This is a genomic window from Pantoea sp. BL1, assembly GCF_000963985.1.
GTDB classification, from domain to species: domain Bacteria; phylum Pseudomonadota; class Gammaproteobacteria; order Enterobacterales; family Enterobacteriaceae; genus Pantoea; species Pantoea rwandensis_B.
Genome location: NZ_JZRH01000031.1, coordinates 63662 through 87714, shown reverse-complemented (window position 1 = coordinate 87714; position 24053 = coordinate 63662). Strand labels below are relative to the sequence as shown.

Below are 24053 nucleotides of genomic sequence, written 5' to 3'. Positions count from 1 at the left end.
GGTTATTCACTGCACAGCGGATGGGGCTCAGATTCCAGCCCCAGTTTTGCCATTTTCTTGAGGTAATCATCGGCAATATCAGCCACGGTGATATGGCTAAAACGTTGAAGCAGCAGCACTTCCGCTTCATTGAGCGCCTGATCCAGACGCTCATCGACCGCATGTTCAACTAAACACGGCGAAGGATCGGCAGCAGGCCCGATGCTGAACAGCGCAGGCGACCCAATCGCCTGATACACATCCAGTAGCGTAATCGCGCTGAGTTCCACCCGCAACTCCCAACCGCCGCCGTGCCCCTTCTCCGACACCACATAGCCTTTTTCGCGCAGGCCGGACATCATGCGGCGTACCACCACCGGATTGGTGCCCAACATCTTCGCCATCGCTTCCGAGGTGGCGCGTTTAACGTGCCGATCAAGATGAATTAAGGCGTGCAGTGAGCGGGACATTCGGTTGTCGCGGGGCATGAATCATTCCTCTAAAGTTCACGACACTTTAGCAAAGCCACCCGGTAGCAACAATTTATCCTGTCTGAATGATCCCTCTAGATAGTCGCTCCCATCGAAAGTCGATAATGCAGATTGACCTGTTCGATAGTCGGCTGCTGGTTAATCTTCTTCAGCACAATCTCGGTGGCGACTTTACCCATCTCAAAACGTGGCGTGATCACGCTGGCTAAACGCGGCGTGGTGGCCTGACCAATCTCCAGCCCGTGAAAACCGGCAATCGCCATCGTCTGTGGCACGGCAATCCCGGCGGCCTGACACTCCTGCAATACGCCGACAGCTAAATCATCATTGGTGCAGAGAATCGCGTCCATTTCCGGATAGAGCTGGCGTGCCAGCGTCATCATGCCCGTACCAACCGAGACTGAAGAGACCTTGTTCGGCACAATTCTTCCCGCCGGGAAGCCCGCCGCTTCCACTGCATCACGATAACCGGCATAGCGCTGCTCATCGCGGCGATCGGACATCGAACCAAAATAGATGACGCGCTGTTTGCCGCTGGCCAGCAGCATTGAGGTCATATCGTAACCGGCGCGATAGTTGTCAAAACCGACGTTGATCCGCCCGCTGGCTTCCGTCAGCCCCATCACTTCCGCCACCGGAATATTGGCGGCATTGAGGTATTTCTCGGCGCGCACCGTGTGCACCGATTCGGTGAGGATCAGCCCTTTGATGTTAAACGCCAGCACCGTGGCGATCTGCTCCTCTTCACGCTGGGCATTGTAGTCGTAGTTGACCACCAGCGTCTGATAGCCGTGTGCACTGGTGACTGACTCAATGCCCGCCAGCAGATCGGCAAAAATTTGGTTATTAAACGAGGGCACCAGCACGCCGATGCGCGGCGGGTTTTGTTTGGTTGAGCTGGAGTTGTCGCTATCGGGGACGTAGCCGATTTCAGCCATGACGCTGGCGATTTTCTCCGCCGTTTCCGTTTTAACCTTTTCCGGAGTACGTAAATAACGGCTCACCGTCATTTTGGTGACGCCCGCCAGGGTAGCAATATCGTCCAGAGTGATGCGCTGCGTTTTCATTGCGACGTCCGCAAAGATGGCCTGTCAATCAACGTATTATGCCCGTTGCCCGACAAAAAATGAAACCTACGCTTAACCGCTCTCAGAAAGAGAAATCAGGGCTGCATTACAGAATAAAAATTTCACACCGTTGCAAGAAAAAACAAGAAACGTCATGTTGCGCCAATCACGCCTGATAAAAAACCTATCATTTCAGCCAAATATGGCCCTGCCCTGAATGTTGCCATCAGCAATTTTCGCAACACCCTTCACACTTTCTGGAAAAAAATGATCCAAAAACCATCATTTAGAAAATATATTCCAAAGCGATGACCTTGAGTGAACAACGCTGAACATCGATAACCTACACCACTCCTCTTTCTGAACACGTAACGTTCAGGCCGTAGAGACAAGGGGCTATAACAATGGATACCAGGCAAAAACGCTACAACATGAAGTATGTCATTCTCTGCTGTACCGTCGCGGCATTTGGCGGACTGCTGATGGGCTATGACTCTTCTATTATCTCCGGTGCAATCGAACCTTTAAGTGAATATTTCCAGTTAACCCCGGCTGAAACCGGCTGGGCCGTTTCCAACATTCTGCTGGGTAGCTTAGTGGGATGCTTTATCGCCCCCCGCCTGAGCGACAAACTCGGACGCAAAAAATCGCTCGCCATTACCGCGCTGCTGTTCACCGTTTCGGTGATCGGAACGGCGATCGCCCACAACTTCACGGTGTTTGTGCTGTTCCGTATCATTGGTGGACTGGCGATTGGCCTTGCCTCGGTGATTTCGCCGATTTACCTCGCGGAACTGTCGCCGTCCAAGTTTCGCGGCCGTACCACTGCACTCTATGCGGTATGCTGTGTCGGTGGACAATCGGTGGTGTTACTGACCAACTACTTCATCACCAAATCGACGCTGCCCGAGGTGATGATCAACATGGGCTGGCGTTACATTCTGGCTACGGCACTGGTGCCCTGTGCGCTGTTCATCTTCTTCATCGCCTTTATCCCGGAATCTCCGCGCTGGAACGTGCTCAAGGGCAAATACGATGAAGCGCTGGATACGCTGACCAAAATTTCCAATCGCGAGCATGCCGAGAGCGTGTTCAATGAAATCAAACACTCGTTCTCAGACAAAACTGCACACCAACATAAATCGCGCCTGCGTCTGGATAAAACCACCATTCCGCTGCTGGTGATCGGTATCGGTCTGGCGGTCGGTAACCAAATCAGCGGCATTAACGTGATTCAATACTTCGGCCCGACATTGCTGAAGAACGTGGCGGGCAGCACCGATTCAGCGTTGCTACAGACCTTCTGGCTGTCGATTTGTCAGTTTATTGGCGTGCTGGCGGGCATGATGGTGATTGATAAAATTGGCCGTCGTAAGCTGCTGCTGCTGGGGGCCATCACCTCCTGCATCTGCCTCGCTTACTCGTTCATCGCTTTCTATTATCACCTGCCGGGTATGCTGGCGGTGGTAGGTCTGTTTGCCTATATGATTTTCTTCGGCATGACCTGGGGCCAAATCGTCTGGACCGTGCTGGGCGAAATCTTCCCTACCGAAATTCGTTCGATCTGCGTCGGGATTTCCATCTGTGCCATGTCGCTGGCGAACTTTGTGATCAGCAGTACTTTCCCGATCATGAACAGCAGCCCGATGCTGCTGGATCTGTTCCACGGTGGCTTCCCTCTGTTGCTGTTCGCGATTTTCTCTCTGGGAATGTACTTCTTTACCTTCCGCTACCTGCCAGAGACCGCGGGCGTGTCGCTGGAGAAAATTCATGGGCTGGTGCTGGAGAAGTTTAACGTCGAAGCGGAACTGCCGCAGAGCACCTCGCCGGCCAAGTCCAGCGAGTCGTTTGATATTCCACGGCATTAAGAGGGTGTGATGAGGGCGCGCCTAAGAGATGGCGCGCTCATATTGCTCAATCACCGCCAGCGCCAAACCGTTGGCAGGATCAATACGCTGCGGCAGGAAATGCAGCTGCGTGTGGGAGAAGGTAAAGGCCAGCGTGCTGGCCTGCGCCGTTTCTTCAACCGCCTGGATAAAGGCAGGATGCGTATTCCACGGCCCATCAATAATGATGCTCGCTGGGTTCACCAGCTGCATCACATGGCTCAGGGCGTGGCCCACATGTTGACCGGTTAACGCCATCACCTCACTCGCGATCTGCGGTTCACTGGCGGCGTTCTGCCAGCGCAGACCTGTTTTTCGCTGCCCCAACTGCTGTTGAATCGCGGGCTGACTGATCAGCGTTTCCAGGCAGCCTGAACGTCCACAGCTACAACGCAACCCTTTGGGTTGCACCTGCAAATGACCAATCTCCCCTGCTGTCCAGCTGCTGCCGACAAACACTTCACCCTGCTCTACCAGCGAGCCGCCAACCCCTTCACCGATACGCAGATAAAAATGGCTCTGTGCTCTATCCAGATCGAGTTGCTCCACCGAGAGCAGCGCAGCGGCTTTGACGTTATGCATAATGCGCAGCGGCAAATGGCAGGCGCTGACCAGCGGCGTCAAAACATCGACATCCTGCCAGCCAAGATGGGCGGAAAAGTGCACCCGGCCACGCTGTGGATCGATGATACCGGGAAAGCCCACGGCGATGCCCAGCAGTTCAGGATGCGCGGCGTGCAAGGTCTGGCACACTTCCTCCAGCTCATGCAGCAGCTGCTCGGGATCAGCAGTCGCCGTTTGCCAGGTTTGTTCCGCAATCACCTGCGAGAAATAATCACAGACGCGCCAGTGAATGGCGTTGCGCTCCACCATGATGCCGGCGCTTTTTAGCTTTTCCGCGCGTAGCGAAATTTCGATTTTTGGGCGTCCGGCCGCTGCCACGCTCACCGGGCCGAGTTCTTGAATCAGGCCCTGCGCCAGCAGATCATCCACAATCAGGGAAACGGTGTTTTTACTCAGCTGCAGCGCCAGCGCGATATCCTGGCGGGAAGTAATACGCGTGCTACGCAGTTGCGTCATCACGCGCTTAAGGTTGTTTAATCGAAGTAATGCGGGGCCTTTACCGGCTGCTTTCATCGCGCGCCCACCTGACTCAATACTCATCACCGCGTACACGGCTGCGATAGCTTTCCCAATCGAAGCGCACCCACAAACTGGTGCCGAGACGCATACGATCCATCACGCGCTCACCTAATAAGCCGTTCATTCCCGCCGGGTCCAGATTCGACAACATGCCGGTTGGGCGTTTTGACGATGAGCGACGATCGACAATCTGATTGATGATCACTTTTTCGTAGCGGGATTCGCTCTGCATGCCGATCTCATCGATCACCAGCAGATCCACATGGCTGAGATCCTGCAGCAAGCGCTCTTCAGTGATGTCGCTACCACCGCTGAAGGTGCCTTTCATGCTCGACATCAAATCGGCCACGGTGACAATCAATACGCTTTTGCCACGCAGAATGAGGTCGTTACCAATGGCGGCGGCCAGATGGTTTTTTCCGGTGCCAGGGCGGCCTGAAAACACGAAGCTGGCGATGCTGTTGTCGAACCCGGCGGCATACTCCCGCGCCAGCGCGAGTGCTTTGCGCTGACCATCATTCTCGACACGATAGTTATCAAACGAGCAGTTCATGTGCAGCTCACGGATACCAGAACGCCCCATGATGCGCTGCATTTTCATGGCGCGGTTTTCGCGCACGATGGCTTCAGAGCGCAGACGGCCCTGCTCCTGATTCCACGCCAGCAGCTCTTCACCGTTTTTAAATTTCGGCTGCACATCCGCAGGCATAAATTTTTTCAGGCGACTGAAAAGATCGTTCGGCGTTTTCATCACTCACCTCGGAATCCATCGGGAATATCATATTGAGTATTGCTGATCTGGGTGATATCGCGCTTGGGCTGACCACCGTTGGCAGCGCGGTTCATTTGTACGCTGCGCGCCAGTTTCTGCTGCCACTGCACATGATGGAACAGTCGGCCTTCGGCCTGCCAGTAAGCCACAAAGGTGGCCAATTCGGCCGCCGTTACCGGCTCACTCAGCGCCACACCCCAGATGGCGGCCTGTCGCTGAAAATCGTGATCCGGCTGCCAGCCCGCGTACATGGCAAACTTGCCCACCGGTGTGGCGATCGGTGCCGCATCGGTATGGAACAGGCTGTCATCCAGCGTGACATCATTTGGCTGCTGCGCTGCGGCTTCCAGCGCCAGCAACTGTGCCAGACGCTGCGGTGTCAGCGCATAAAAAGCGGGCGCATTGTTGTGCAGCACCGCCAGCACGCCGTTATCGGCCTGCTGCAACACGGCAAGCGGATCCTGGCAAAAGCCATCCAGCCCCACCAGCGTTGAAGATAAGATTTTAACTGACATGAAGAAACCTGACGTTGACCAACCCGGAGCGCCTATAGGTTTAGCGCTAAGCGGTCAGTGTACCTGTTTTAACGCGATGGATCGCGCAGGATTTAGAAGCTGGCGCTGACGCCAAGGCTGTAAATAAACTGTTCGCCGCTGATCACCGCACCGGTTTGCGAGAAGGAGGCGAAAGCCGCCATATTTTGCCCAAACGGCACATTGGCCCCCACGCTGACATCGACCCAGTTGCTTTCATGGCCGATCTCCTCGGGGCGATCGCGCAGCGATGACGCGTTTTCATCACTCAATTGATGGCTGTAGCTAACCTGTGCCCAGGGTGAAATCCAGTCAAGGGTGGAATCAACGCGCCAGCCCAGTGAGGCAATATGCCCGGCGCGATTGCCATCGACAAATTCACACTTCGGGCAACTCACTCGCGAATCATCCACCGCGAATTGCGCCACCGGACCGGTGCGCAGCGTCGCACTCATCGGCATCTGCCAGCCTGCCGAATAGCGGTTAGCAAATGGGGCATTCCCCACGCTGGCTTTTTCACTGTGCAACACCATGGCGCTCTCATCCGGTGAATTCAGCGCGGCATCCATCAGGCTGATGTCACGATCTTCTGTCAACATCAGGTGATTACTGGAAATCTTTTCAGCAAGTATCGCATTGTAATCCGGCACATAATCCGCGCCCGATTCATCCCAGGCGTAAGCCGGCGCCGCCGTAAATAACAGCCACGCACTGCCAAAAGCCAGCATGAGATTGTGCTGGCCTGTCCGCTGACTTTTCTGCAACATGAAAGACTCCTGACGAGCCAGAAAGGAAACGGGCGTTAAGATTCAGGTTTATTGATTATCGGCACCCATTGATTAACTATTAATCGATTCTGTAATACGTCAAGGGATTAACTGTATTTTCCTCATGCTTAGGGAGAGTGATATGCAACGTTGTGGCTGGGTAACACAGGACCCGCTCTATCTGGCGTACCACGATAATGAGTGGGGCGTGCCGCAAACTGATAAGCGAGCCTTATTTGAAATGATCTGCCTTGAGGGGCAACAGGCGGGTTTATCGTGGATCACCGTGCTCAAGAAACGTGAGAACTATCGTCGCGCGTTCCACGAATTTGATCCTCAGGCCGTGGCGTTGATGGATGAGGCAGACATGCTGCGCTTGCTTCAGGACAGCGGATTAATCCGTCATCGCGGCAAGCTGGAGGCGATCATCAATAACGCCAAAGCCATGCTGGCGCTGGAAGCGGAAGGCGAAGACTTTTCACGCTTTGTCTGGTCATTTGTCGATAATCAGCCGATTTTGCACCGTTTCGCCGATTACAAGCTGGCGCCCACCACCTCCGAGCCTGCCATTGCGCTCTCTAAGGCGTTAAAGAAGCGTGGTTTTAAATTCGTCGGTCCGACAACCTGCCATTCATTTTTGCAGGCGTGCGGGCTGATTAACGATCATCAAACCAGCTGTTTCTGCCATCCCGATAATCTTTAAAGCAAATCTTTACACTTTAAGACTGACCCTCACGCATTTCCCCATTATTGAACGGCATAATAGTGCCGTTTTGGGGCATTTTCCCCGTGTGACTTTGTGAGGGATTTTCAATGAAAAAGCGTAGTTTGACGCTGGCCTTGTTACTTAGCGGCAGCGTTGTGCTGTCCGGTTGTACCACCAATCCTTATACCGGCGAATCGCAGGCCGGGAAATCCGGCATCGGCGCGGGCTTAGGTGCCGTGCTGGGTGCAGGCGTTGGCGTGTTGTCATCGTCGAAGAAAGATCGCGGCAAAGGCGCGCTGATTGGCGCCGCATCCGGTGCTGCACTGGGCGGTGGCGTCGGGTATTACATGGATGTGCAGGAAGCGAAGCTGCGCGACAAAATGCGCGGAACTGGCGTTAGCGTGACGCGTCAGGGCGATAACATCGTGCTGAATATGCCGAATAACGTCACCTTTGACTCCAACAGCAGCAACCTGAAACCGGCAGGCGCCAATACGTTAACAGGTGTCGCGATGGTGCTGAAAGAGTATCCTAAAACCGCCGTCAATGTGGTGGGCTTCACCGACAGCACCGGTACGCGCGCGCTGAATATGCGTCTGTCGCAACAACGTGCGGATAGCGTGGCCAGCGGCCTGATTCTGCAAGGCGTAGCCCAGAACCGTCTGCGCACGCAGGGCATGGGCCCGGATAATCCGGTGGCCAGCAACAGCACCGAAGCGGGTAAAGCACAAAACCGCCGCGTCGAGATCACGCTGAGTCCACTGGGTTAATCCCGATTGCCGATCTGTTTCTGCAGATCGGCTTTTCCGCACGTTTTTACACCGCAATTGACGCTTTTTGTATCAGATAACGCTCTATAACCGTCAACCAATAGAGCCGTGAAATACTTTATGCTAGCGTGATCAAAATTTGATCAGTGGAAAACGTCATCATGTCGCTCAAAGCCATTGCCGCTGCCCTCGGCCTCTCTGTTACCACCGTGAGTCGTGCGCTAAATGGCTATGACGATGTTGCGGCCGCCACGCGTAAACGTATTGAAGAAGAAGCCACTTCACGCGGCTATCGTCCGAATGATGCCGCGCGCCGCCTGAAGACCGGCCGCGCCAATGCCGTCGGGCTGGTTTTCCCGGTCAGCACCGCCTCTTTGAATGACAGTTACTACAGTGAAATGCTGTTGACGCTGGATCAGCGCCTTGCTCAGCATGACATCGATCTGATGATTCTGCCGGATAAACCGCAGGATAAGCACCGCACGCTGATGCGCTTGCTGCGCAGTGGCGCGCTGGATGCGCTGATTCTCACCCATACCCAACCGCATGATATCCGTCTGCAGCGTTTGCAGCAGAAAGGCTATCGCTTTCTCACGCTGGGCCGCAGCCAGCTGCCGCAACCTTATGCCTGGTTTGATTACGATAATCATGCAGGCACCTTGCTGGCCGCTGAACACTGCCTGCAACAAGGGCTGACGCGGCTTGCCTATCTTGGCGGCAACGAGCCCTGCACGTATATCCTCGATCGTCGCCACGGCTTTATCGATGCCCTCACACAGCATCAACCGCCTATCGCGCCGACGATGCTGGCCGCGCTACCGATGACGCGTCGTGCCGGTTATCAGCAAACGCAGCGCTGGCTGGCGCAGGATATCGCGCCTCAAGCCATCATCACGGATTGTGCGCCGCTGGGTGAAGGCGCGGCCATCGCGCTGCAGCAGGCCGACCGTTTAAGCGGTGCGCGGGCGATCCCTCTGTACGTCTATGATGGCTTGCCGCATGACTCCATTATCGATCAGCCGGTGAACGCGATTCTGCAACTGTCGCAGCAGCGCATTGGCGAACGCGTGGCCGAGATGGTGCTGCAACTGCTGGAAGGCGCACCGCTCGAGGAACTCCAGACGCTGTGGCAACCGATGTTGCGCCTCACTTCTGATGCACAATGATTGCGTGTGCGCCGTGCTGTGGTAGTCTTCGCCTGATTTTATTATTCAGGTGTACGCAATGAAAACCAGGCCGCCACGAGCCACAATCAGTGACGTTGCCCGTACGGCAAAAACCGGTAAAACCAGCGTTTCCCGCTATCTTAATGGCGAAGTGAATCTGCTTTCGCCCGATCTCAAAGCCCGTATTGAACAGGCGATTGCCGATCTTGATTATCGTCCCAGCCAGATGGCGCGCGGACTGAAGCGTGGCCGCACGCGGCTGATTGGCCTGATTATCGCGGATATTACCAATCCCTATTCAGTGGATGTTCTGAGCGGTATTGAAGCGGCCTGTCGCGTGCAGGGGTTTACGCTGCTGATGTGTAACACCAATAACGAAGTCGATCGTGAACAGTATTATCTGCAATTGCTCAGCAGTTATCAGGTCGAGGGGATCGTGGTCAATGCGGTGGGGATGCACGAAGAGGTGCTGAAACGCCTGCAGCAGTCGATGTTGCCGATGGTGTTGATCGACCGCAAAATTCCTGACTTCGCCTGCGATGTGGTTGGCCTGAATAATCCCGAAGCCGCGCAAATTGCCACCCAGCACCTGCTGGACAATGGTTACGATGCTCTGCTGTTCCTCAGCGAACCGTTGGGCAGCGTCAACACCCGCCGTGAACGCCTTGGCGCCTTCTATGACACCAGCAAAGCCCATGCCGGGGTGATGGCGGAAAACGCCGAAGTGCCCTTGCACCAGCCAGAGCAGCTTGAGCAGGTACTGCGGACATTCCAGCAACGCCACAGTGACAAACGCTGCGCGGTGATGGCCGCCAACGGTGCCCTGACCTTGCAGGTGGCGCGCGCCTTGCAGCGGCTCGAACAGCGCTGGGGGGAAACCATCGGCCTACTCGGTTTTGATGAGCTGGAGTGGGCCGCACTGGCAGGCGTGGGCATCACCACCCTGAAACAGCCCACCTGGCAAATTGGCTATGCGGCGCTGGAACAGGTGATCGCGCGCATTGACGGCAACGAACAGCCGATTAGCGAGCAGGTTTTCCCCGGCGAGTTGATTGTGCGCGGCTCCAGCCAGCCGCTGCGCTAATTCCCCTTTCTCTGGCTCACTTCGTGAGCAGGATCATAATTCCACACTCTCTTCCTTTCATTTGGAACCGGTTCCATTTAGGTTTTTTTTAAGACATCGATTTTAAGACAACGGGCGGCTCTGGCCGCATCCTTCCCAGTTCAATGGAGAGACAACATGGCACATCCGGAAATCATCGTGGTCACCGCCGCCTACGGCACGCACAAAGTCGCTGAGTTAGGTGGCCAGACTGCGCTGCTGCCGCTGATCAAAGCCGCTGGCGCGGATGGTGTGGAAATCCGTCGTGAGCTATTCAGTGAAGACGACCTGCTGCAGTTGCATTCGCTGAATAAAGCCATTGCTCAACAGCAGCTCAGCGCCAGCTACTCGGTGCCGGAAGCCCTGTGGCTGGAGGACGGCTCGCTTAACCCTCGTCTGGGACAGTTCCTGCTGGAAGCGGAGCAGATGGGCGCTAAGCGTTTGAAAATCGCCCTCGGGCACTTTGTCGATTTCAGCGACGCTTCGCTGGTTGAGGTACTGGCCGCATCGCCAGTGACCGTGGTGGTGGAAAATGATCAAACGCCAGACAGCAAACTGGCCCCGATGCAAACCTTCTTCCATCGTACCTGTGATGCCGCCTTGCCGCTGGATATGACCTTCGACATGGGCAACTGGCAGTGGACCGGCGAAGACGCCTTACAGGCTGCAGCTCAGCTCAGCCGTTACGTCAGCTACATTCACGTTAAAGCCGCGGTGCCGCATGGCGAGAGCTTCCGTGCAGTAGCGCTGGACGAAACCGACGGCAGCTGGCGCGTATTGCTTCAAGCACTGCCTGCTGATGCGCCGCGCGGCATCGAGTTCCCGCTCGAAGGTGAAGACCTGCTGGCCGTGACACGCCATTACGTTGATCTGCTGCGTGCAGTGTAAGGAGCCGATGATGAAGCAACTGGATGTGGTCACGATTGGCGAAGCGATGGCGATGTTTATCGCTCAGCAAAGTGGGGATCTCGCCGCCGCAGAGGGCTTCGTCAAACGTATTGCTGGTGCCGAACTGAATGTGGCCATCGGACTGGCGCGTCTCGGTTTGCAGGTCGGTTGGGTCAGCCGTGTCGGCGATGACAGTTTCGGCCGTTTTACGCTGCAACAGCTGGAGAAAGAGAAGGTCGATCACCACTGTGTGACCACGGATAGCCGCTATCGCACCGGTTTTCAGCTCAAGTCGCGCGTTGATGACGGTTCCGATCCTGAAGTGGAATATTTCCGCGCAGGCTCCGCCGCCAGCCATCTCTCGCCGCAGGATTTTGATGCGGATTACTTCGGCGGCGCGCGTCACCTGCACCTGAGCGGCGTGGCCGCCGCCCTCTCCGACAGCTCGCTTGAGTTGACCAAACATGCAGCCAAAGAGATGCGTTCGCGCGGCAAAACCATCTCCTTCGATCCGAATTTGCGCCCGGTGTTATGGCGCAGCGAGGAGGAGATGCGTAAGCAGCTGAATCTGCTGGCAGAGTACGCAGACTGGGTGCTGCCGGGTGAGAAAGAAGGGTTCATTCTGACCGGCTATCGCCAGCCGGAAGCCATCGCCGATTTCTATCTGGATAAAGGTGTACGGGCGGTGGTGATCAAAACCGGCTGCGACGGCGCCTGGTACAAAACCGCCGACGGTGAAAAGGGCAATGTCGCACCGATTCTCGTCGATAACGTGGTGGATACCGTGGGCGCGGGCGATGGTTTTGCCGTGGGCCTGATCAGCGCACTGCTGGAAGGCAAATCGCTGCCGCAGGCGATTCTGCGCGGTAACAAGATTGGTTCGCTGGCGATTCAGGTCGCGGGCGACAGTGAAGGGCTGCCGACGCGCGCAGCGCTTGGCGATTTTTAATCAAGCGGTTGCCTTCATTGGCAACCCTGCAGTTAGGGTACGCATTGATGTGTACCTGGTGAAACAGTCTGTCTCTACACAACCCGAATATTTCGAGGCGCATCCATTGAATGTGCCCGCCTCAAAACAGAGGAGTCACCCATGAAATCGCAGACAATCGCGCCAAAACGCTGGTGGTTTATCATGCCCATCGTGTTTATCACCTACAGTCTGGCGTATCTGGACCGGGCGAACTTTAGCTTCGCCTCTGCCGCAGGGATTAATGACGATCTTGGCATCACCAAAGGCATGTCATCGCTGCTGGGTGCCCTGTTCTTCCTTGGCTATTTCTTCTTCCAGATCCCCGGCGCGGTGTATGCCGAACGCCGCAGCGTGAAGAAGCTGATTTTCTGGTGCCTGATTTTGTGGGGCTGCTGTGCCTCGTTAACCGGCGTGGTGAGCAACATTCCAATGCTGGCCGCGATTCGGTTTGTGCTCGGCGTGGTGGAAGCGGCGGTGATGCCGGCAATGCTGATTTACATCAGCAACTGGTTCACCAAATCGGAACGCTCGCGCGCCAATACCTTCCTGATCCTTGGTAATCCGGTCACAGTGTTGTGGATGTCGGTGGTTTCAGGCTATCTGATTAATGCTTTCGGCTGGCGTGAAATGTTTATCTTCGAAGGTATCCCGGCGGTGATCTGGGCCGTGGCCTGGTGGTTCCTGGTGCAGGACAAGCCAGCACAGGCCAAATGGATGAGCGACGAAGAGAAATCTGCCCTGCAGGCGCAGTTGCAGAAAGAGCAGGAAGGCATCAAAGCGGTGCGCAACTATGGCGAAGCCTTCCGTAATCGCAACGTGATCATTCTGTGCATGCAATATTTTGCCTGGAGCATTGGCGTGTACGGTTTCGTACTGTGGCTGCCTTCGATTCTGCGCAACGGCACGCAGATGGGCATGGTAGAAGCGGGCTGGCTGTCGGCGGTGCCTTATCTGGTGGCGACCATTGCGATGGTCGTGGTGTCGTGGGCATCTGACAAAATGCAGAACCGTAAGCGGTTTGTCTGGCCACTGCTGCTGATTGGGGCGCTGGCGTTCCTTGGCTCCTATCTGGTCGGCTCCAGCCACTTCTGGCTGTCGTATGCCTTGCTGGTGATTGCCGGTGGCGCCATGTATGCCCCTTACGGCCCGTTCTTCGCCTTGATTACTGAAATGCTGCCACGCAATGTTGCCGGCGGTGCCATGGCACTCATTAACAGCATGGGCGCACTCGGTTCCTTCATCGGATCGTGGATTGTAGGCTATCTTAATGGCGCGACCGGCAGTCCTGCCGCCTCTTACATCTTTATGGGTGCCGCGCTGCTGGTGTCGGTGTGGCTGACGTTAATCGTCAAGCCTGCCGAGAACAAGGCAGCACCGATTCATGGGGCGAAACACGCCTGAAAGCGTAAGAAATGACTTTTCCGGGCGACTCAGGTCGCCCGTCACACGTTCTACAGGGAGCAAATGATGAAACCTGCTGTGATTCTTTATAAGAGCCTGCCAGACGATCTGCGCGCTAAACTGGATGCCCATTTTACCGTCACCGAAGTGCATGACGTCTCCCCCGAAACTGTGCAGCAGCATGCCGCACAGTTTGCGCAAGCCGAAGGTTTGCTCGGCTCAGGCGGTAAAGTCAATGGTGATCTGCTGGCAAAGATGCCCGCACTGCGCGCCTGCTCCACCGTTTCCGTGGGCTATGACAATTTCGATGTTGAAGCACTGAATCAGCGCAATGTACTGCTGATGCACACGCCAACGGTTCTGACCGAAACCGTGGCCGATACCATGATGGCACTGGTGCTGAGCACCGCCCGTCGCGTCACCGAATTGGACCAATGGGTTAAAAGTGGTGAGTGGAAGAAAAGCATCGGGCCAGAGCATTTTGGTATCGATGTGCATCACAAAACGCTGGGTATTCTCGGCATGGGCCGTATCGGCCTGGCGCTGGCGCAGCGTGCACACTTCGGCTTCGGCATGAATATCCTCTACAACGCACGACGTCAGCATGAAGAGGCGGAAACCCGCTTCGGTGCACGCGCCTGCGATCTTGAAACGCTGCTGAAAGAGAGTGATTTTGTTTGCATCAGCCTGCCGCTGACCGAGCAGACACATCATATGATTGGCGCTGCGCAGCTCAAGATGATGAAATCCAGCGCCATCCTGATTAATGCCGGTCGCGGCCCGGTGGTTGATGAGCAAGCGCTGACGGCGGCATTGAAAGACGGCACGATTCACGCTGCGGGTCTGGATGTGTTTGAAGTCGAACCGGTGCCCGCTGATGCGGAGATCCTCAAGCTGCCGAACGTCGTGGCGCTGCCGCACATCGGTTCAGCCACTCATGAAACGCGTTACGGCATGGCGCGTGATGCGGTGGACAATCTGATTGCTGCGCTGAGCGGCAAAGTCGAGAAAAACTGCGTTAACCCGCAAATCCAGGCCTAAGCTTGCTGCTTTAGCCATTGCGCCTGCCCGTGGCGGGCGCTATGGTGGTTGCCCATTCCCGATTACAATGTTTTAACTTCCTATGTCCTTTTCTCAGTTCGGCGACAAATTTACTCAACATTCCGGCATCTCACGTCTGATGGAAGACATGGGTGAAGGCCTGCGCACGCCTGGCACCATTATGCTCGGCGGCGGCAACCCGGCGCAGATCCCGGCCATCAATGACTACTTCAATCAGCTGCTGCTGCAGATGCATCAGGACGGAAAACTGAGCGAAGCACTGTGCAACTATGATGGTCCGCGCGGCAAAACGCTGCTGCTGGATGCGCTGGCGAACATGCTACGTGAAGAACTGGGCTGGCCGATCACCGCGCAAAATATTGCGCTGACGAATGGCAGCCAGAGCGCGTTCTTCTATCTGTTCAACCTGTTTGCTGGCCGTCGCGCTGACGGCAGTAAGAAGCGCGTGCTGTTCCCGCTGGCGCCGGAATATCTAGGTTACGCCGATGCCGGACTGGAAGAAGACCTGTTTGTTTCCGCCAGGCCGAACATTGAGCTGCTGCCAGAGGGCCAGTTCAAATATCACGTCGATTTCGACCATCTGCCGCTGAATGAGGACGTGGGCCTGATTTGCGTGTCGCGCCCGACCAACCCAACCGGCAACGTGATCACCGATGACGAGCTGATGCAGTTGGATGCGCTGGCACAGCAGCATGGCGTGCCTCTCCTGATCGATAACGCCTATGGTGTGCCCTTCCCCGGCATTATCTTCAGCGAAGCCCGTCCGCTGTGGAACCCGAATACTATTCTGTGTATGAGCCTGTCGAAACTGGGCCTGCCGGGTGCACGTTGCGGCATTATCGTTGCCGATGAAAGCACGATTAGCGCGATTGGTAACATGAACGGCATCATCAGCTTAGCGCCAGGCAGCATCGGCCCGGCGATTGCCACTGAAATGATTGTGCGCGGTGATTTGCTGCGTCTGTCGGAAGAGGTGATCAAGCCGTTCTATCAGGCCAAGGTAAGCGAGACGATTGCCATTCTGCGCCGCTATCTGCCGGAAGATCGCTGCCTGATCCACAAACCCGAAGGCGCGATTTTCCTTTGGTTGTGGTTCCGCGACCTGCCGATCAGCACCGAAGCGTTGTATCAGCGCCTGAAAGCGCGCGGCGTGCTAATGGTGCCGGGCCACTTCTTCTTCCCCGGTCTGGAACAGGAATGGCCGCATACGCATCAGTGCATGCGCATGAACTATGTGCCGGACGCGGAGAAAATTGAACGCGCGGTGCAGATTCTGGCGGAAGAACTGGAAATGATAGCTAACGAGGCTTAATCCGCCGTTAATGACAGCTGGCACCACTCTGCCAGCTGTTTGATCGCCTGCTCCACTTCCGCATTCCAGCCAAAACCGGCATTCAGCCGGAAACAGTGATCGTAGCGATGATCGGTGGCAAAGATGTGCCCTGGCGCGATGCCGATGCCCGCGTTACGCGCCTTCAGAAACAGTGCGCGCACGTTTAACGACTGAATTGGCATTTCCACCCACAACACATAGCCGCCTTCCGGATCCGATACACGCGTACCCGCAGGGAAATAACGCAACACCGCCTGGCGCATATGGTGGATTTGATTCTTCAGCTCACGACGCAATTTGCGCAGATGCGCATCGTAGCCGCCGCTGCGCAGCAGTTCGGCAATCGCCGCTTGTGACAGCACCGAGGTGCCCATGCTGGTGGTGTATTTCAGCGAGGCGATTTTGCGCATGTAATTACTGCTGTGCACCCAGCCAATGCGGATACCGGGCGCCACCGTTTTCGAGAAGCCGCTGCACAGAATGGCATTCGGGCTGAAGGCGCGCATCGGGAACGGACGGCGATCGCCAAAGGCCGTATCACCAAAGATATCGTCCTCAATAATCACCACATCATTCTCATCGGCCTGACGCGCAATATAAGCCTTCTGCTCGTTGGGAATGCTTTTCCCCAGCGGATTATTGATGTTGTTGATGGTGAGATAGGCCTGCACCGCTTTACGCTGAAACAGCGCGGTGAGCTTGCTGACGTTAACATAACCTTCCGGCCCGGCTTCCACTTCAATCACGCGCAGATTGAGGTTATGCAGCATCTGCAACAGCACGAAGTAGCACGGCGATTCCACTGCCACGATATCACCGGGGCGGGTCGTGGCGCGCAGAGCCAGTGAGATAGCTTCGATGCAGCCGTTGGTGATCAGGATGTCGTCAGCGCTGATATTGCAGCCATAATCCACCGCGCGCCGTGCAATCTCGGCTTTGAGCGGCGCATAGCCGGTGCCTTTCACCGTGTTTCCGAGCAGCGCCGGTTTGCTGTAGCCCATCTGGCGCATCAGCAATCCAATTTTCTTGACCGGATAGAGCGAGATATCGCCATTGGCCAGATCCAGCCGCACACGACAATCGGAGCCCAGCATCGCCAGATGCAGCTCGGTTTGCTCATCCAGCGGGGCGACTTCACGCGGCTGTTCGCTGTGGATGGCTGCGGGTAACGCCCTGGGAACCTGACGGGGTGCAACAAAAAAGCCGGACTTAGGACGCGCCACCGCATAGTGTTCATCCTCCAGCGTCCGTAATGTTTTCAGGGCGGTGGTCATGCTGACGCTGTACTGTGTTGCCAGCGTACGTACCGACGGTAAACGGCTATCGGGCGGCAACGATCCGCTGTGAATCGCCTGCTTTATCTGCTCTGCAATCTGACGGTAACGACTACTCTGACTCTCCTGTTCACCCGTTCCATCCGCCATCTGTTCCACCCTATATCGTGCTGATCTGTGCGTATCCATCAGATTACATTCAAAGTACTTTAGGCTGCATCTGTTTATTCAGCCTCAGACATTCATTCCGTTGCAACTTCGTGGCCCCTTTTCCTGCCCGTTGCCGCCAGCACGGTAACGGCGATTTTATTAGCCAAAGGATGAAGTGAAAAATGAATAATCTGCCCACCATGATGAGAGAAATTGAAGGTTATCTCACGCCCGCGATTATCGATTCTGCTCAACGCTGTTCTCAACGCTTACTTGCCGCCCTGCCCGATAGCAAAAATCCCGCGAACAATCGCGTGCTGCTCGCCTATGGCGGCGGGAAAGACAGCAGCTATATGGTGGCGTATGTGCGCTACATTCAGGGGTTGATCTGGCAGCAGCAGGGCAGCACCTTCCAGCTGCGCATCAGCACCAATCGTCACGCGGCGATGAACGACAGCGTGATGGAAAATATCGACCGCGTATATCGTGCACTGCACATTCCGGGTGATGACTTTACCGAATGCCTGGTGACTGATGGCTTGCAAATCCGCCACTTCGAACGCCATTTGCCGATGCCCGATAGCGTGCGTCAGCAGAATCGCAACGATGTGCTGATGAATGGCCATCGCTTCCGTGCCGATGCGCGTTCCACTTTCTGTAACGCCTGCAACCTCAGCATGGTGAACTCGTTTGGCCTTGCCGCGCATTACGAGGGCGGCGTGGATGTGATCATCACCGGTGATTCGCCGCAGGAGCAAACCGCTTACCTCGCCTGGGCTCGTCATCTTTCACGCCTGTTTGATGCGCCCGTTGCCGACAAATCGCGCGGCTTTAGCGGCTTCCTGCAAACCCTCGATGGCGTGGCAGAACGCTATTTCGCCGACATTTACGGCGCCGATCAGGTTACCCCGGCCCATCGCATCACCTGGCAACTTGAGCGCGATCCGCTGTTCTTCAACATCTATCAGGACACCGCCTATGAAGCCGGTGCGCACTGGTCACTGCTCACTGAATTTATGCACTTCCGCTTTGATGAGCTGATGTTCAGCTTCTCTGAATCGGACTGCGGCAACCCGACGTTAATGGCACATATTCGCGGTCTGCGAGCGGAGACGCTGATGCAGCGTAGCTACGCCGAAGGCATTCGCGAATATGTGCGCTTTGCGCTCGGCCTGATGGAGAAGAAAGATTTCCCGCCGCAACTGATTGCGGAAATGGCGGTGCGTTATCAGGACGATGCGGCGATTGAACGTGCTCGCCAGCGTGCAGCACAGTTTGCCGAACAGGCCTTTGGCCTCAACGAAACCCAGCTGGTATGCATGATCTATTCGCCGTTTATCGCGCAGGGCCACCAGCTCAACGTCTGGCTGCAACAGCTCAACCAGGCACCCAATGAGCATGCAGTGCGGGCGCTGCTGTGTGGCGATAGCGATGACCTGCTGCTGGCTCAGCAGCTTGAGCACCTCTCCGGCCTGACCATTGCGCAGATGCGCCAGTGCTGGCGCAGTGCGCAGGTTAATACATTGCTGGATGGCACGCGCGGCGATGCGCTCTCACGCGTGCTGCGTTTCGATCCGCACAAAGCAGTGATTCAGGTCAACAACGGTGCCTTGCAAGACATCGTCACTGAAGTGATCTCCGGGCGATAACCCGGTAAGGCGACGCGATGAGAAAGATTTTCCTGCAGATTGGTGCCACGCGTGACGGGCAAAATCCGTACTGTGCGGTGGCAAAACGCGAGGGCTATTTTACCGTGCTGGCGGAGATGGGCGACTTTGTCGACTATCAAAGCTTAAGCATTCAGCTGCCGTTCGATCTGATTGTGCGTCTCGATCGCCCGGAAAATCCGTGGGATGTGCTACAAGCCTGCCTGCGAGCGGGCTTACTGGAACATCCTCAGGTGGTGCTGGCGGGCTTTGAAGCCTACAACACCAGCGCCGGTCGCGTGCGTGAACTGCTGGCCGGGCCGGATGCCGGCCCGAGCTTTATTCCGCCGGATAAGTACGCACAGCGCATGGCTCTGCGTAAAGCCTGGCCGCGCTTCCCACAGCCGGAGTTTCGCTTCTTTGCCTCACCACTGAGCATTCGTGACGCGCGTGATGCGCTGTTGTATCCCTGCGTGATCAAACCGGTGGATGGCGGCGGCGGATTAGGGATCTGGCTGGTGGAAGAGGCCAGCCAGCTCGATGCGGTGATCGGCAAGCTGGTGGAGACCATGAACTACGGCGGACGCGGCTTCAGCGGTTTTATCGTCGAAAGCTGGCTACCGGGCGACGAATATTCACTACAAGGTGTGGTGGATAACGGACACGCGGTGGCGCTGACCTGCTGCCAGAAGGTGATCGAGCACCACATAGATGCAGAAGGCTGTATCAGCTTTTACGAATCCGGCCATGTGGCGATGGCCGCGCAACAGCTGCCTGCGGCCTTTGCCAGTTTGATGAGCTTTTGCTGCGAGACCTATGGCTATCGTCAGGGTGCTTTCCACATCGATTTCATTATGGTGAACGGTGAACCACACTTCCTGGAAATGGGTTTCCGTTTGTCGGGCATGGGCGTGGTGAATCTGGTCGAGGAAGTCACCGGTATCAACTGGGCAGAGGTGGCGTTTCAGATTGAAGCCGGGCGCGGTTTGCCTGTGCTGCACTTCCCGGAGCAACCCCAGGCTATTGGCCGCCTGCGCCTGCGTCAGCGCCTGCAATTCGACGCTGCGGAGCGCTGGATCGCTGAACATCAGCGCGGTCAGCTACTGCCACCGCTCAATCTGCCCGCGCTGGCCGTCTCGCCGCGATCCTCGTTGTATGCCGATCTCACTCGCCATGCCGGTATTCTCGCCACCTTCCGCCTCGCGGCAGACAGCCGGGACGACGTGCTGGCGGTGTTCCAGCAGATTCTCGATGTTCCGTCCTTAGCCCCACGGAGAGATCTTCTATGTGCAGAATGATTCTGGCATACGGCCAGTTTAATGCGGCTGCGGTACTGGACGCCGCTCGCGCGATGAGCTGCGGCGAAACGGCAACCCATGAGGGCCCGATCAAACAGCACCCGAATGGCTGGGGCTGTTTGTGGCTGGATCAGGGAAAGATGCGCACCCTGCATGGCACAGGCACTTTTGCGGATGCGCTGCCCGGCATTGATGTGGATGCTCTGCGTCATAGCCGTTTTCTGGCGGTGCATGTGCGCCACGCCACGCTGAGCAAAAATCATGGCATCGAGTTTTCTCATCCGCTGTGGCGTACCAGCGGTGCTACACAGTGGTACATGATGCACAACGGCTTTTTACCCACGGTTTATGCGCAACTGGGCATGGCGGAATCGCGCTTTGACTCCGCCGAATACCTGGAATACATCGTCGATCAGGTGACGCCTGCCGATTTTACCCGTGACTACCTGCGCAGCAAGATGGCGCGCGTGGCACCGGGCGGCAGTGCGGCTAATGCGATTTTTGTCACCCGGGATAAAGCCTGGGCGTGGCAGTGGCATCCCGATGACACCCCTTATCCTGACTATTTCACGTTGCACCATTATCAAAACAACAGCACCACTTTTATCTCTTCTGAACCTATTGCTGCACTGGGCACGGCGTCTGACTGGCGTCGCATGAACAACCATGAACTTCATGAATTTCCACTTGGGGAGTGATCAGCATGGCCATTTTCAATCAGATACGCGTTATCCATCCAAAAATGTTCGTCGAAAGCACCTGGCTGGATGACATCGTGACCGCGCGCGTGCCGCTGTTGGTGCTGCGCAATTTCCTGACGCCTGAAGTGCGTGAAGCGGTGGTGGACGATCTGCAACAGTGCCGCGATCAGGTGCGCGTCTCGCGCTATCCGAATGGCGCACTGACCACGCTCGGCCCCTATCTGGCTAAACACACTCGCGCACCAGAAAATTACTTCACCGAGCTGCGCGACATCCAGCCTGCTCTGCCACCGTCACTGCACTGCCTGCGCGATCAGGTTTACAACTGGGTGAAGCACTCATTGCGTCTGGAGAGTCTGCACACTGCCCGCGAGCCGGAGTTGGGCGATTACGCGGGTTCGATTGTGCGCTTTCATGCCAATGGCGTCGCCAATCCACTGCATAACGACAACATCGTACGCGATGCCGCGGGCAGTGGTTTGGCCGTCACCAACATCCTGCATCAACTGAGCTGTGTGGTCTGTTTGCAGGAGTGTCACGCGGGCGGGGAACTGCGGATATTCAACAAGAAGTGGCATCCCGTGGATGAGCGCTTCAAAACGCCGGGTGAACTCGGCTATCAGACTGGCGTCATTGAGCAAAGCGAGGCGTGTGAGTTCTCTCCACGCAGCGGCGACATCTATCTGTTTAATCCTGCGTTTTATCACGAGATTGATCGCGTGGAAGGCGACACGCGCATCACCATGGGCTTTTTCTTTGGCCTGACCGACAAAAAAATGAAGCACGCCATTGCCTGGAGTTAATGCCGGGCCTTCGACGAGGAGAGGAAGATGAATACCTTTGAAAAAATCACCGCCCTGCTTGATCAACACCACGCGGACTATCGCGTGGTGGAGCATGAGGCCATCGGCCAGACCGATGTGATCAGCAGCATTCGCGGCAACGATCTCAATCAGGCGGCCAAAGCGATGGTGCTGGAAGTCACGATGCCGGACGGCGCCGATGCGCGCTACCTGCTGGCGATTGTACCGGGTGATTGCAAGATCAACTTCAAAAGTGCCGCGCGCGCCATAGGCGGCAAGAAGTCGAGCTTTGCCGCGCCAGAGAAAGCGCAGGATCTGACGCAGTGTGTGATGGGCGCGGTGCCGCCCTTTAGTTTTGATGACCGACTGGCGTTGCGCGTTGATACGCGCCTGCGTGATGTCGGCACGCTGTGGTTTAACGCCGGTGCGCTGGAGCGTTCCGTGGCGCTGAATGTGGATGATTTTTTTCGTGTTGTCGGCGATGACTGTTGTGCAGACATTGCCACTCCGATGACGGCGACTGCCTGAAACGGCTGCAGTAAGGAACGAGTATGTCAGTAAAAGATATGATGTTAGCCCTGTGCGTGGTGGTGGTGTGGGGCGTGAATTTCGTGGTGATCAAACTGGGCCTGCACGATATGCCGCCGTTTCTGCTGGCGGGATTACGTTTTGCGTTAGTGGCGTTTCCGGCGATTTTCTTTGTGAAGCGGCCGCAGATCCCTTTGCGCTGGCTGATTGTGTACGGCATGACCATCAGCTTTGGTCAGTTCGCTTTCTTGTTTCTGGCGATCAAACTCGGCATGCCAGCAGGACTGGCCTCACTGGTGTTACAGGCGCAGGCGTTCTTTACGCTGCTGCTGGGAGCTTTATTGCTGGCGGAAAAACTGCGCTGGAACCACATCGCCGGGATCCTGGTGGCGACACTTGGCATGTTTATGCTGGCAACAGCGGGCATGGAGGGGCAAACCACCGCTGGGATTACGCTCACCACCATGATGCTGACCCTGGCGGCGGCGCTGTCGTGGGGACTGGGCAATATCACCAACAAGATCATACTGCGTAACCGTAAGGTGCCGGTGATGTCGCTGGTGGTGTGGAGTGCACTGGTGCCGATCGTGCCATTTTTCGCCTGCTCATGGTGGTTCGATGGCGAGGCAGCGATCGTCACCAGTCTGCTGCATATCTCGTTGCAGACCCTACTGGCGCTGATTTATCTAGCGTTTATTGCCACCATTGTCGGCTATGCGATTTGGGGCAATCTGCTCGGTCGCTATGAGACCTGGCGTGTAGCGCCGCTGTCACTGCTGGTGCCGGTGGTGGGCATTCTCAGTGCCGCGCTGGTGCTCGACGAGACCTTGTCAGCGCAGGAAATTCTCGGCGCATCGGTGATTATTCTCGGCCTGCTGGTGAACGTGTTTGGCGGGATGGTAAGCCAGCGATTATGGGTGCGCACCTGATCGACAGAAACAAAAACGCCGCATTTCTGCGGCGTTTTCTTCTCAACACAATATCCTTAATTCAGGATTTCAATGCGACGCGGTTTCGCTTCTTCAGGAACGATGCGTTCCAGATCGATGCTCAGCAGGCCCAGTTCGAGACGCGCATCACGCACCACGATGTGATCGGCCAGCTGGAATTTGCGCTCAAAGTTACGTTCGGCGATACCCTGATACAGGTATTTGCGCTCCGGTTGCTCTTCGGGGTGCGCACCGCGAATAATCAGCACATTGTCGTGTGAGGTGATATCTAACTCGCTCTGGGCAAAGCCCGCAACGGCAATGGTGATGCGATAGTGGTTTTCATCCACCAGCTCAACGTTGTAAGGAGGATAGCCACCATTGGCCTGGTTCTGATTGGACTCAAGCAGACTAAACAGACGGTCGAAACCAATAGCAGAACGATAAAGCGGAGTAAGATCAAAGTTACGCATAAAAAGACTCCTGAAAATCAGCAAGTTTTGGCAACCTTCCACCATGGACAGGTTGTGCGGCCCGCTGCTGTCCCTGTCGGCGACAGCAAGGCGACCCTGTAGTAAAAATGGGTGCACTTTGATCGCTTTCAAGGGCAATACGTATTTTCTTGCGGCAATTTTGACGAAATAGCATACACTCAGAAATTCTTCGCCTGCATCGCATGACATCGCCA

Annotated in this window: 24 protein-coding genes; 16 read left to right on the top strand and 8 right to left on the bottom strand. The window is 56.1% G+C overall.

The window, feature by feature from the left end:
* Window positions 1-2: 2 nt before the first annotated feature.
* Window positions 3-467 (bottom strand): Rrf2 family transcriptional regulator, encoded by a 465-nt coding sequence (locus tag VH86_RS15745; protein WP_038643913.1) that lies wholly within the window; start codon window positions 465-467, stop codon window positions 3-5.
* 77 nt (window positions 468-544) lie between these two features.
* Complete coding sequence (locus tag VH86_RS15740; RefSeq protein WP_045833482.1) at window positions 545-1537, bottom strand: LacI family DNA-binding transcriptional regulator; 993 nt, start codon at window positions 1535-1537, stop codon at window positions 545-547.
* A gap of 404 nt (window positions 1538-1941) precedes the next feature.
* Here VH86_RS15740 and VH86_RS15735 point away from each other — a divergent pair, with 404 nt between their 5' ends.
* Window positions 1942-3405, top strand: a complete 1464-nt coding sequence (locus VH86_RS15735; RefSeq protein ID WP_045815060.1) for a sugar porter family MFS transporter — start codon at window positions 1942-1944, stop codon at window positions 3403-3405.
* 21 nt (window positions 3406-3426) lie between these two features.
* On the opposite strand, the gene VH86_RS15730 is transcribed toward VH86_RS15735, so the two are convergent.
* The 4 genes from VH86_RS15730 to VH86_RS15715 form a co-directional block, all read right to left on the bottom strand.
* A complete protein-coding gene (locus tag VH86_RS15730) occupies window positions 3427-4560 on the bottom strand; it encodes an ROK family protein (protein WP_045833481.1) in 1134 nt (377 codons plus the stop codon).
* Between the two features lie 16 nt (window positions 4561-4576).
* Window positions 4577-5317 carry a DNA replication protein DnaC gene (gene dnaC / locus VH86_RS15725; RefSeq protein WP_034829969.1) on the bottom strand — a complete coding sequence of 247 codons (741 nt, stop codon included), beginning with the start codon at window positions 5315-5317 and terminating at the stop codon, window positions 4577-4579.
* The gene (gene dnaT / locus VH86_RS15720) at window positions 5317-5853 is read right to left on the bottom strand and encodes a primosomal protein DnaT (protein ID WP_034829970.1); all 537 of its coding nucleotides are present in this window, start codon (window positions 5851-5853) and stop codon (window positions 5317-5319) included. Before dnaT ends, dnaC begins: the two co-directional genes overlap by 1 nt.
* 92 nt (window positions 5854-5945) lie before the next feature.
* Window positions 5946-6638, bottom strand: a complete 693-nt coding sequence (locus VH86_RS15715) for an autotransporter outer membrane beta-barrel domain-containing protein (protein ID WP_045833480.1) — start codon at window positions 6636-6638, stop codon at window positions 5946-5948.
* Between the two features lie 142 nt (window positions 6639-6780).
* Between VH86_RS15715 and VH86_RS15710 the strand changes: the two genes are divergently transcribed.
* The 9 genes from VH86_RS15710 to VH86_RS15670 all read left to right on the top strand — a co-directional run bounded on the left by VH86_RS15710 (window position 6781) and on the right by VH86_RS15670 (window position 16015).
* Window positions 6781-7341 carry a DNA-3-methyladenine glycosylase I gene (locus tag VH86_RS15710; RefSeq protein WP_034829972.1) on the top strand — a complete coding sequence of 187 codons (561 nt, stop codon included), beginning with the start codon at window positions 6781-6783 and terminating at the stop codon, window positions 7339-7341.
* Between the two features lie 110 nt (window positions 7342-7451).
* On the top strand, window positions 7452-8114 hold the full coding sequence (locus tag VH86_RS15705) for an OmpA family lipoprotein (RefSeq protein ID WP_045815063.1): 663 nt from the start codon (window positions 7452-7454) through the stop codon (window positions 8112-8114).
* Between the two features lie 161 nt (window positions 8115-8275).
* Window positions 8276-9280 (top strand): LacI family DNA-binding transcriptional regulator, encoded by a 1005-nt coding sequence (locus VH86_RS15700; protein ID WP_038643921.1) that lies wholly within the window; start codon window positions 8276-8278, stop codon window positions 9278-9280.
* A gap of 58 nt (window positions 9281-9338) precedes the next feature.
* Complete coding sequence (locus VH86_RS15695; protein WP_045833479.1) at window positions 9339-10364, top strand: LacI family DNA-binding transcriptional regulator; 1026 nt, start codon at window positions 9339-9341, stop codon at window positions 10362-10364.
* A 156-nt stretch (window positions 10365-10520) separates the two neighbouring features.
* Window positions 10521-11270: a sugar phosphate isomerase/epimerase gene (locus VH86_RS15690; RefSeq protein WP_045833478.1), complete on the top strand. Its 750-nt coding sequence runs from the start codon at window positions 10521-10523 to the stop codon at window positions 11268-11270.
* A 7-nt stretch (window positions 11271-11277) separates the two neighbouring features.
* Window positions 11278-12219: a sugar kinase gene (locus tag VH86_RS15685; RefSeq protein ID WP_045815065.1), complete on the top strand. Its 942-nt coding sequence runs from the start codon at window positions 11278-11280 to the stop codon at window positions 12217-12219.
* 141 nt (window positions 12220-12360) lie between these two features.
* Entirely contained in the window at window positions 12361-13641 is a 1281-nt protein-coding gene (locus tag VH86_RS15680) for an MFS transporter (protein WP_045833477.1), read from the top strand.
* Window positions 13642-13707: 66 nt separating this feature from the next.
* Window positions 13708-14682: a glyoxylate/hydroxypyruvate reductase GhrB gene (ghrB, locus tag VH86_RS15675; protein WP_045833476.1), complete on the top strand. Its 975-nt coding sequence runs from the start codon at window positions 13708-13710 to the stop codon at window positions 14680-14682.
* 82 nt (window positions 14683-14764) lie between these two features.
* Window positions 14765-16015 carry a valine--pyruvate transaminase gene (locus VH86_RS15670; RefSeq protein WP_038643928.1) on the top strand — a complete coding sequence of 417 codons (1251 nt, stop codon included), beginning with the start codon at window positions 14765-14767 and terminating at the stop codon, window positions 16013-16015.
* Here VH86_RS15670 and VH86_RS15665 read toward each other — a convergent pair.
* A complete protein-coding gene (locus VH86_RS15665; RefSeq protein WP_038643930.1) occupies window positions 16012-17460 on the bottom strand; it encodes a PLP-dependent aminotransferase family protein in 1449 nt (482 codons plus the stop codon). The genes VH86_RS15670 and VH86_RS15665 overlap by 4 nt on opposite strands.
* 182 nt (window positions 17461-17642) lie before the next feature.
* Between VH86_RS15665 and VH86_RS15660 the strand changes: the two genes are divergently transcribed.
* From VH86_RS15660 to VH86_RS15635, 6 genes are read left to right on the top strand one after another with little or no spacing between them, the layout of a single operon-like run.
* Complete coding sequence (locus VH86_RS15660; protein WP_045833475.1) at window positions 17643-19109, top strand: hypothetical protein; 1467 nt, start codon at window positions 17643-17645, stop codon at window positions 19107-19109.
* A gap of 17 nt (window positions 19110-19126) precedes the next feature.
* Complete coding sequence (locus VH86_RS15655; RefSeq protein WP_045833474.1) at window positions 19127-20404, top strand: acetyl-CoA carboxylase biotin carboxylase subunit family protein; 1278 nt, start codon at window positions 19127-19129, stop codon at window positions 20402-20404.
* The gene (locus VH86_RS15650; protein ID WP_045833473.1) at window positions 20392-21102 is read left to right on the top strand and encodes a class II glutamine amidotransferase; all 711 of its coding nucleotides are present in this window, start codon (window positions 20392-20394) and stop codon (window positions 21100-21102) included. The genes VH86_RS15655 and VH86_RS15650 overlap by 13 nt, the downstream gene beginning before the upstream one ends.
* Before the next feature lie 5 nt (window positions 21103-21107).
* Window positions 21108-21908 (top strand): 2OG-Fe(II) oxygenase, encoded by an 801-nt coding sequence (locus VH86_RS15645; RefSeq protein ID WP_045815106.1) that lies wholly within the window; start codon window positions 21108-21110, stop codon window positions 21906-21908.
* A 27-nt stretch (window positions 21909-21935) separates the two neighbouring features.
* A complete protein-coding gene (locus VH86_RS15640) occupies window positions 21936-22436 on the top strand; it encodes a YbaK/EbsC family protein (RefSeq protein ID WP_038643934.1) in 501 nt (166 codons plus the stop codon).
* Between the two features lie 23 nt (window positions 22437-22459).
* Window positions 22460-23365, top strand: a complete 906-nt coding sequence (locus tag VH86_RS15635) for an EamA family transporter (protein WP_038643936.1) — start codon at window positions 22460-22462, stop codon at window positions 23363-23365.
* Window positions 23366-23421: 56 nt separating this feature from the next.
* Here VH86_RS15635 and ibpA read toward each other — a convergent pair whose 3' ends face one another.
* Window positions 23422-23838, bottom strand: a complete 417-nt coding sequence (ibpA, locus tag VH86_RS15630; RefSeq protein ID WP_034830093.1) for a small heat shock chaperone IbpA — start codon at window positions 23836-23838, stop codon at window positions 23422-23424.
* Between the last annotated feature and the right edge of the window lie 215 nt (window positions 23839-24053).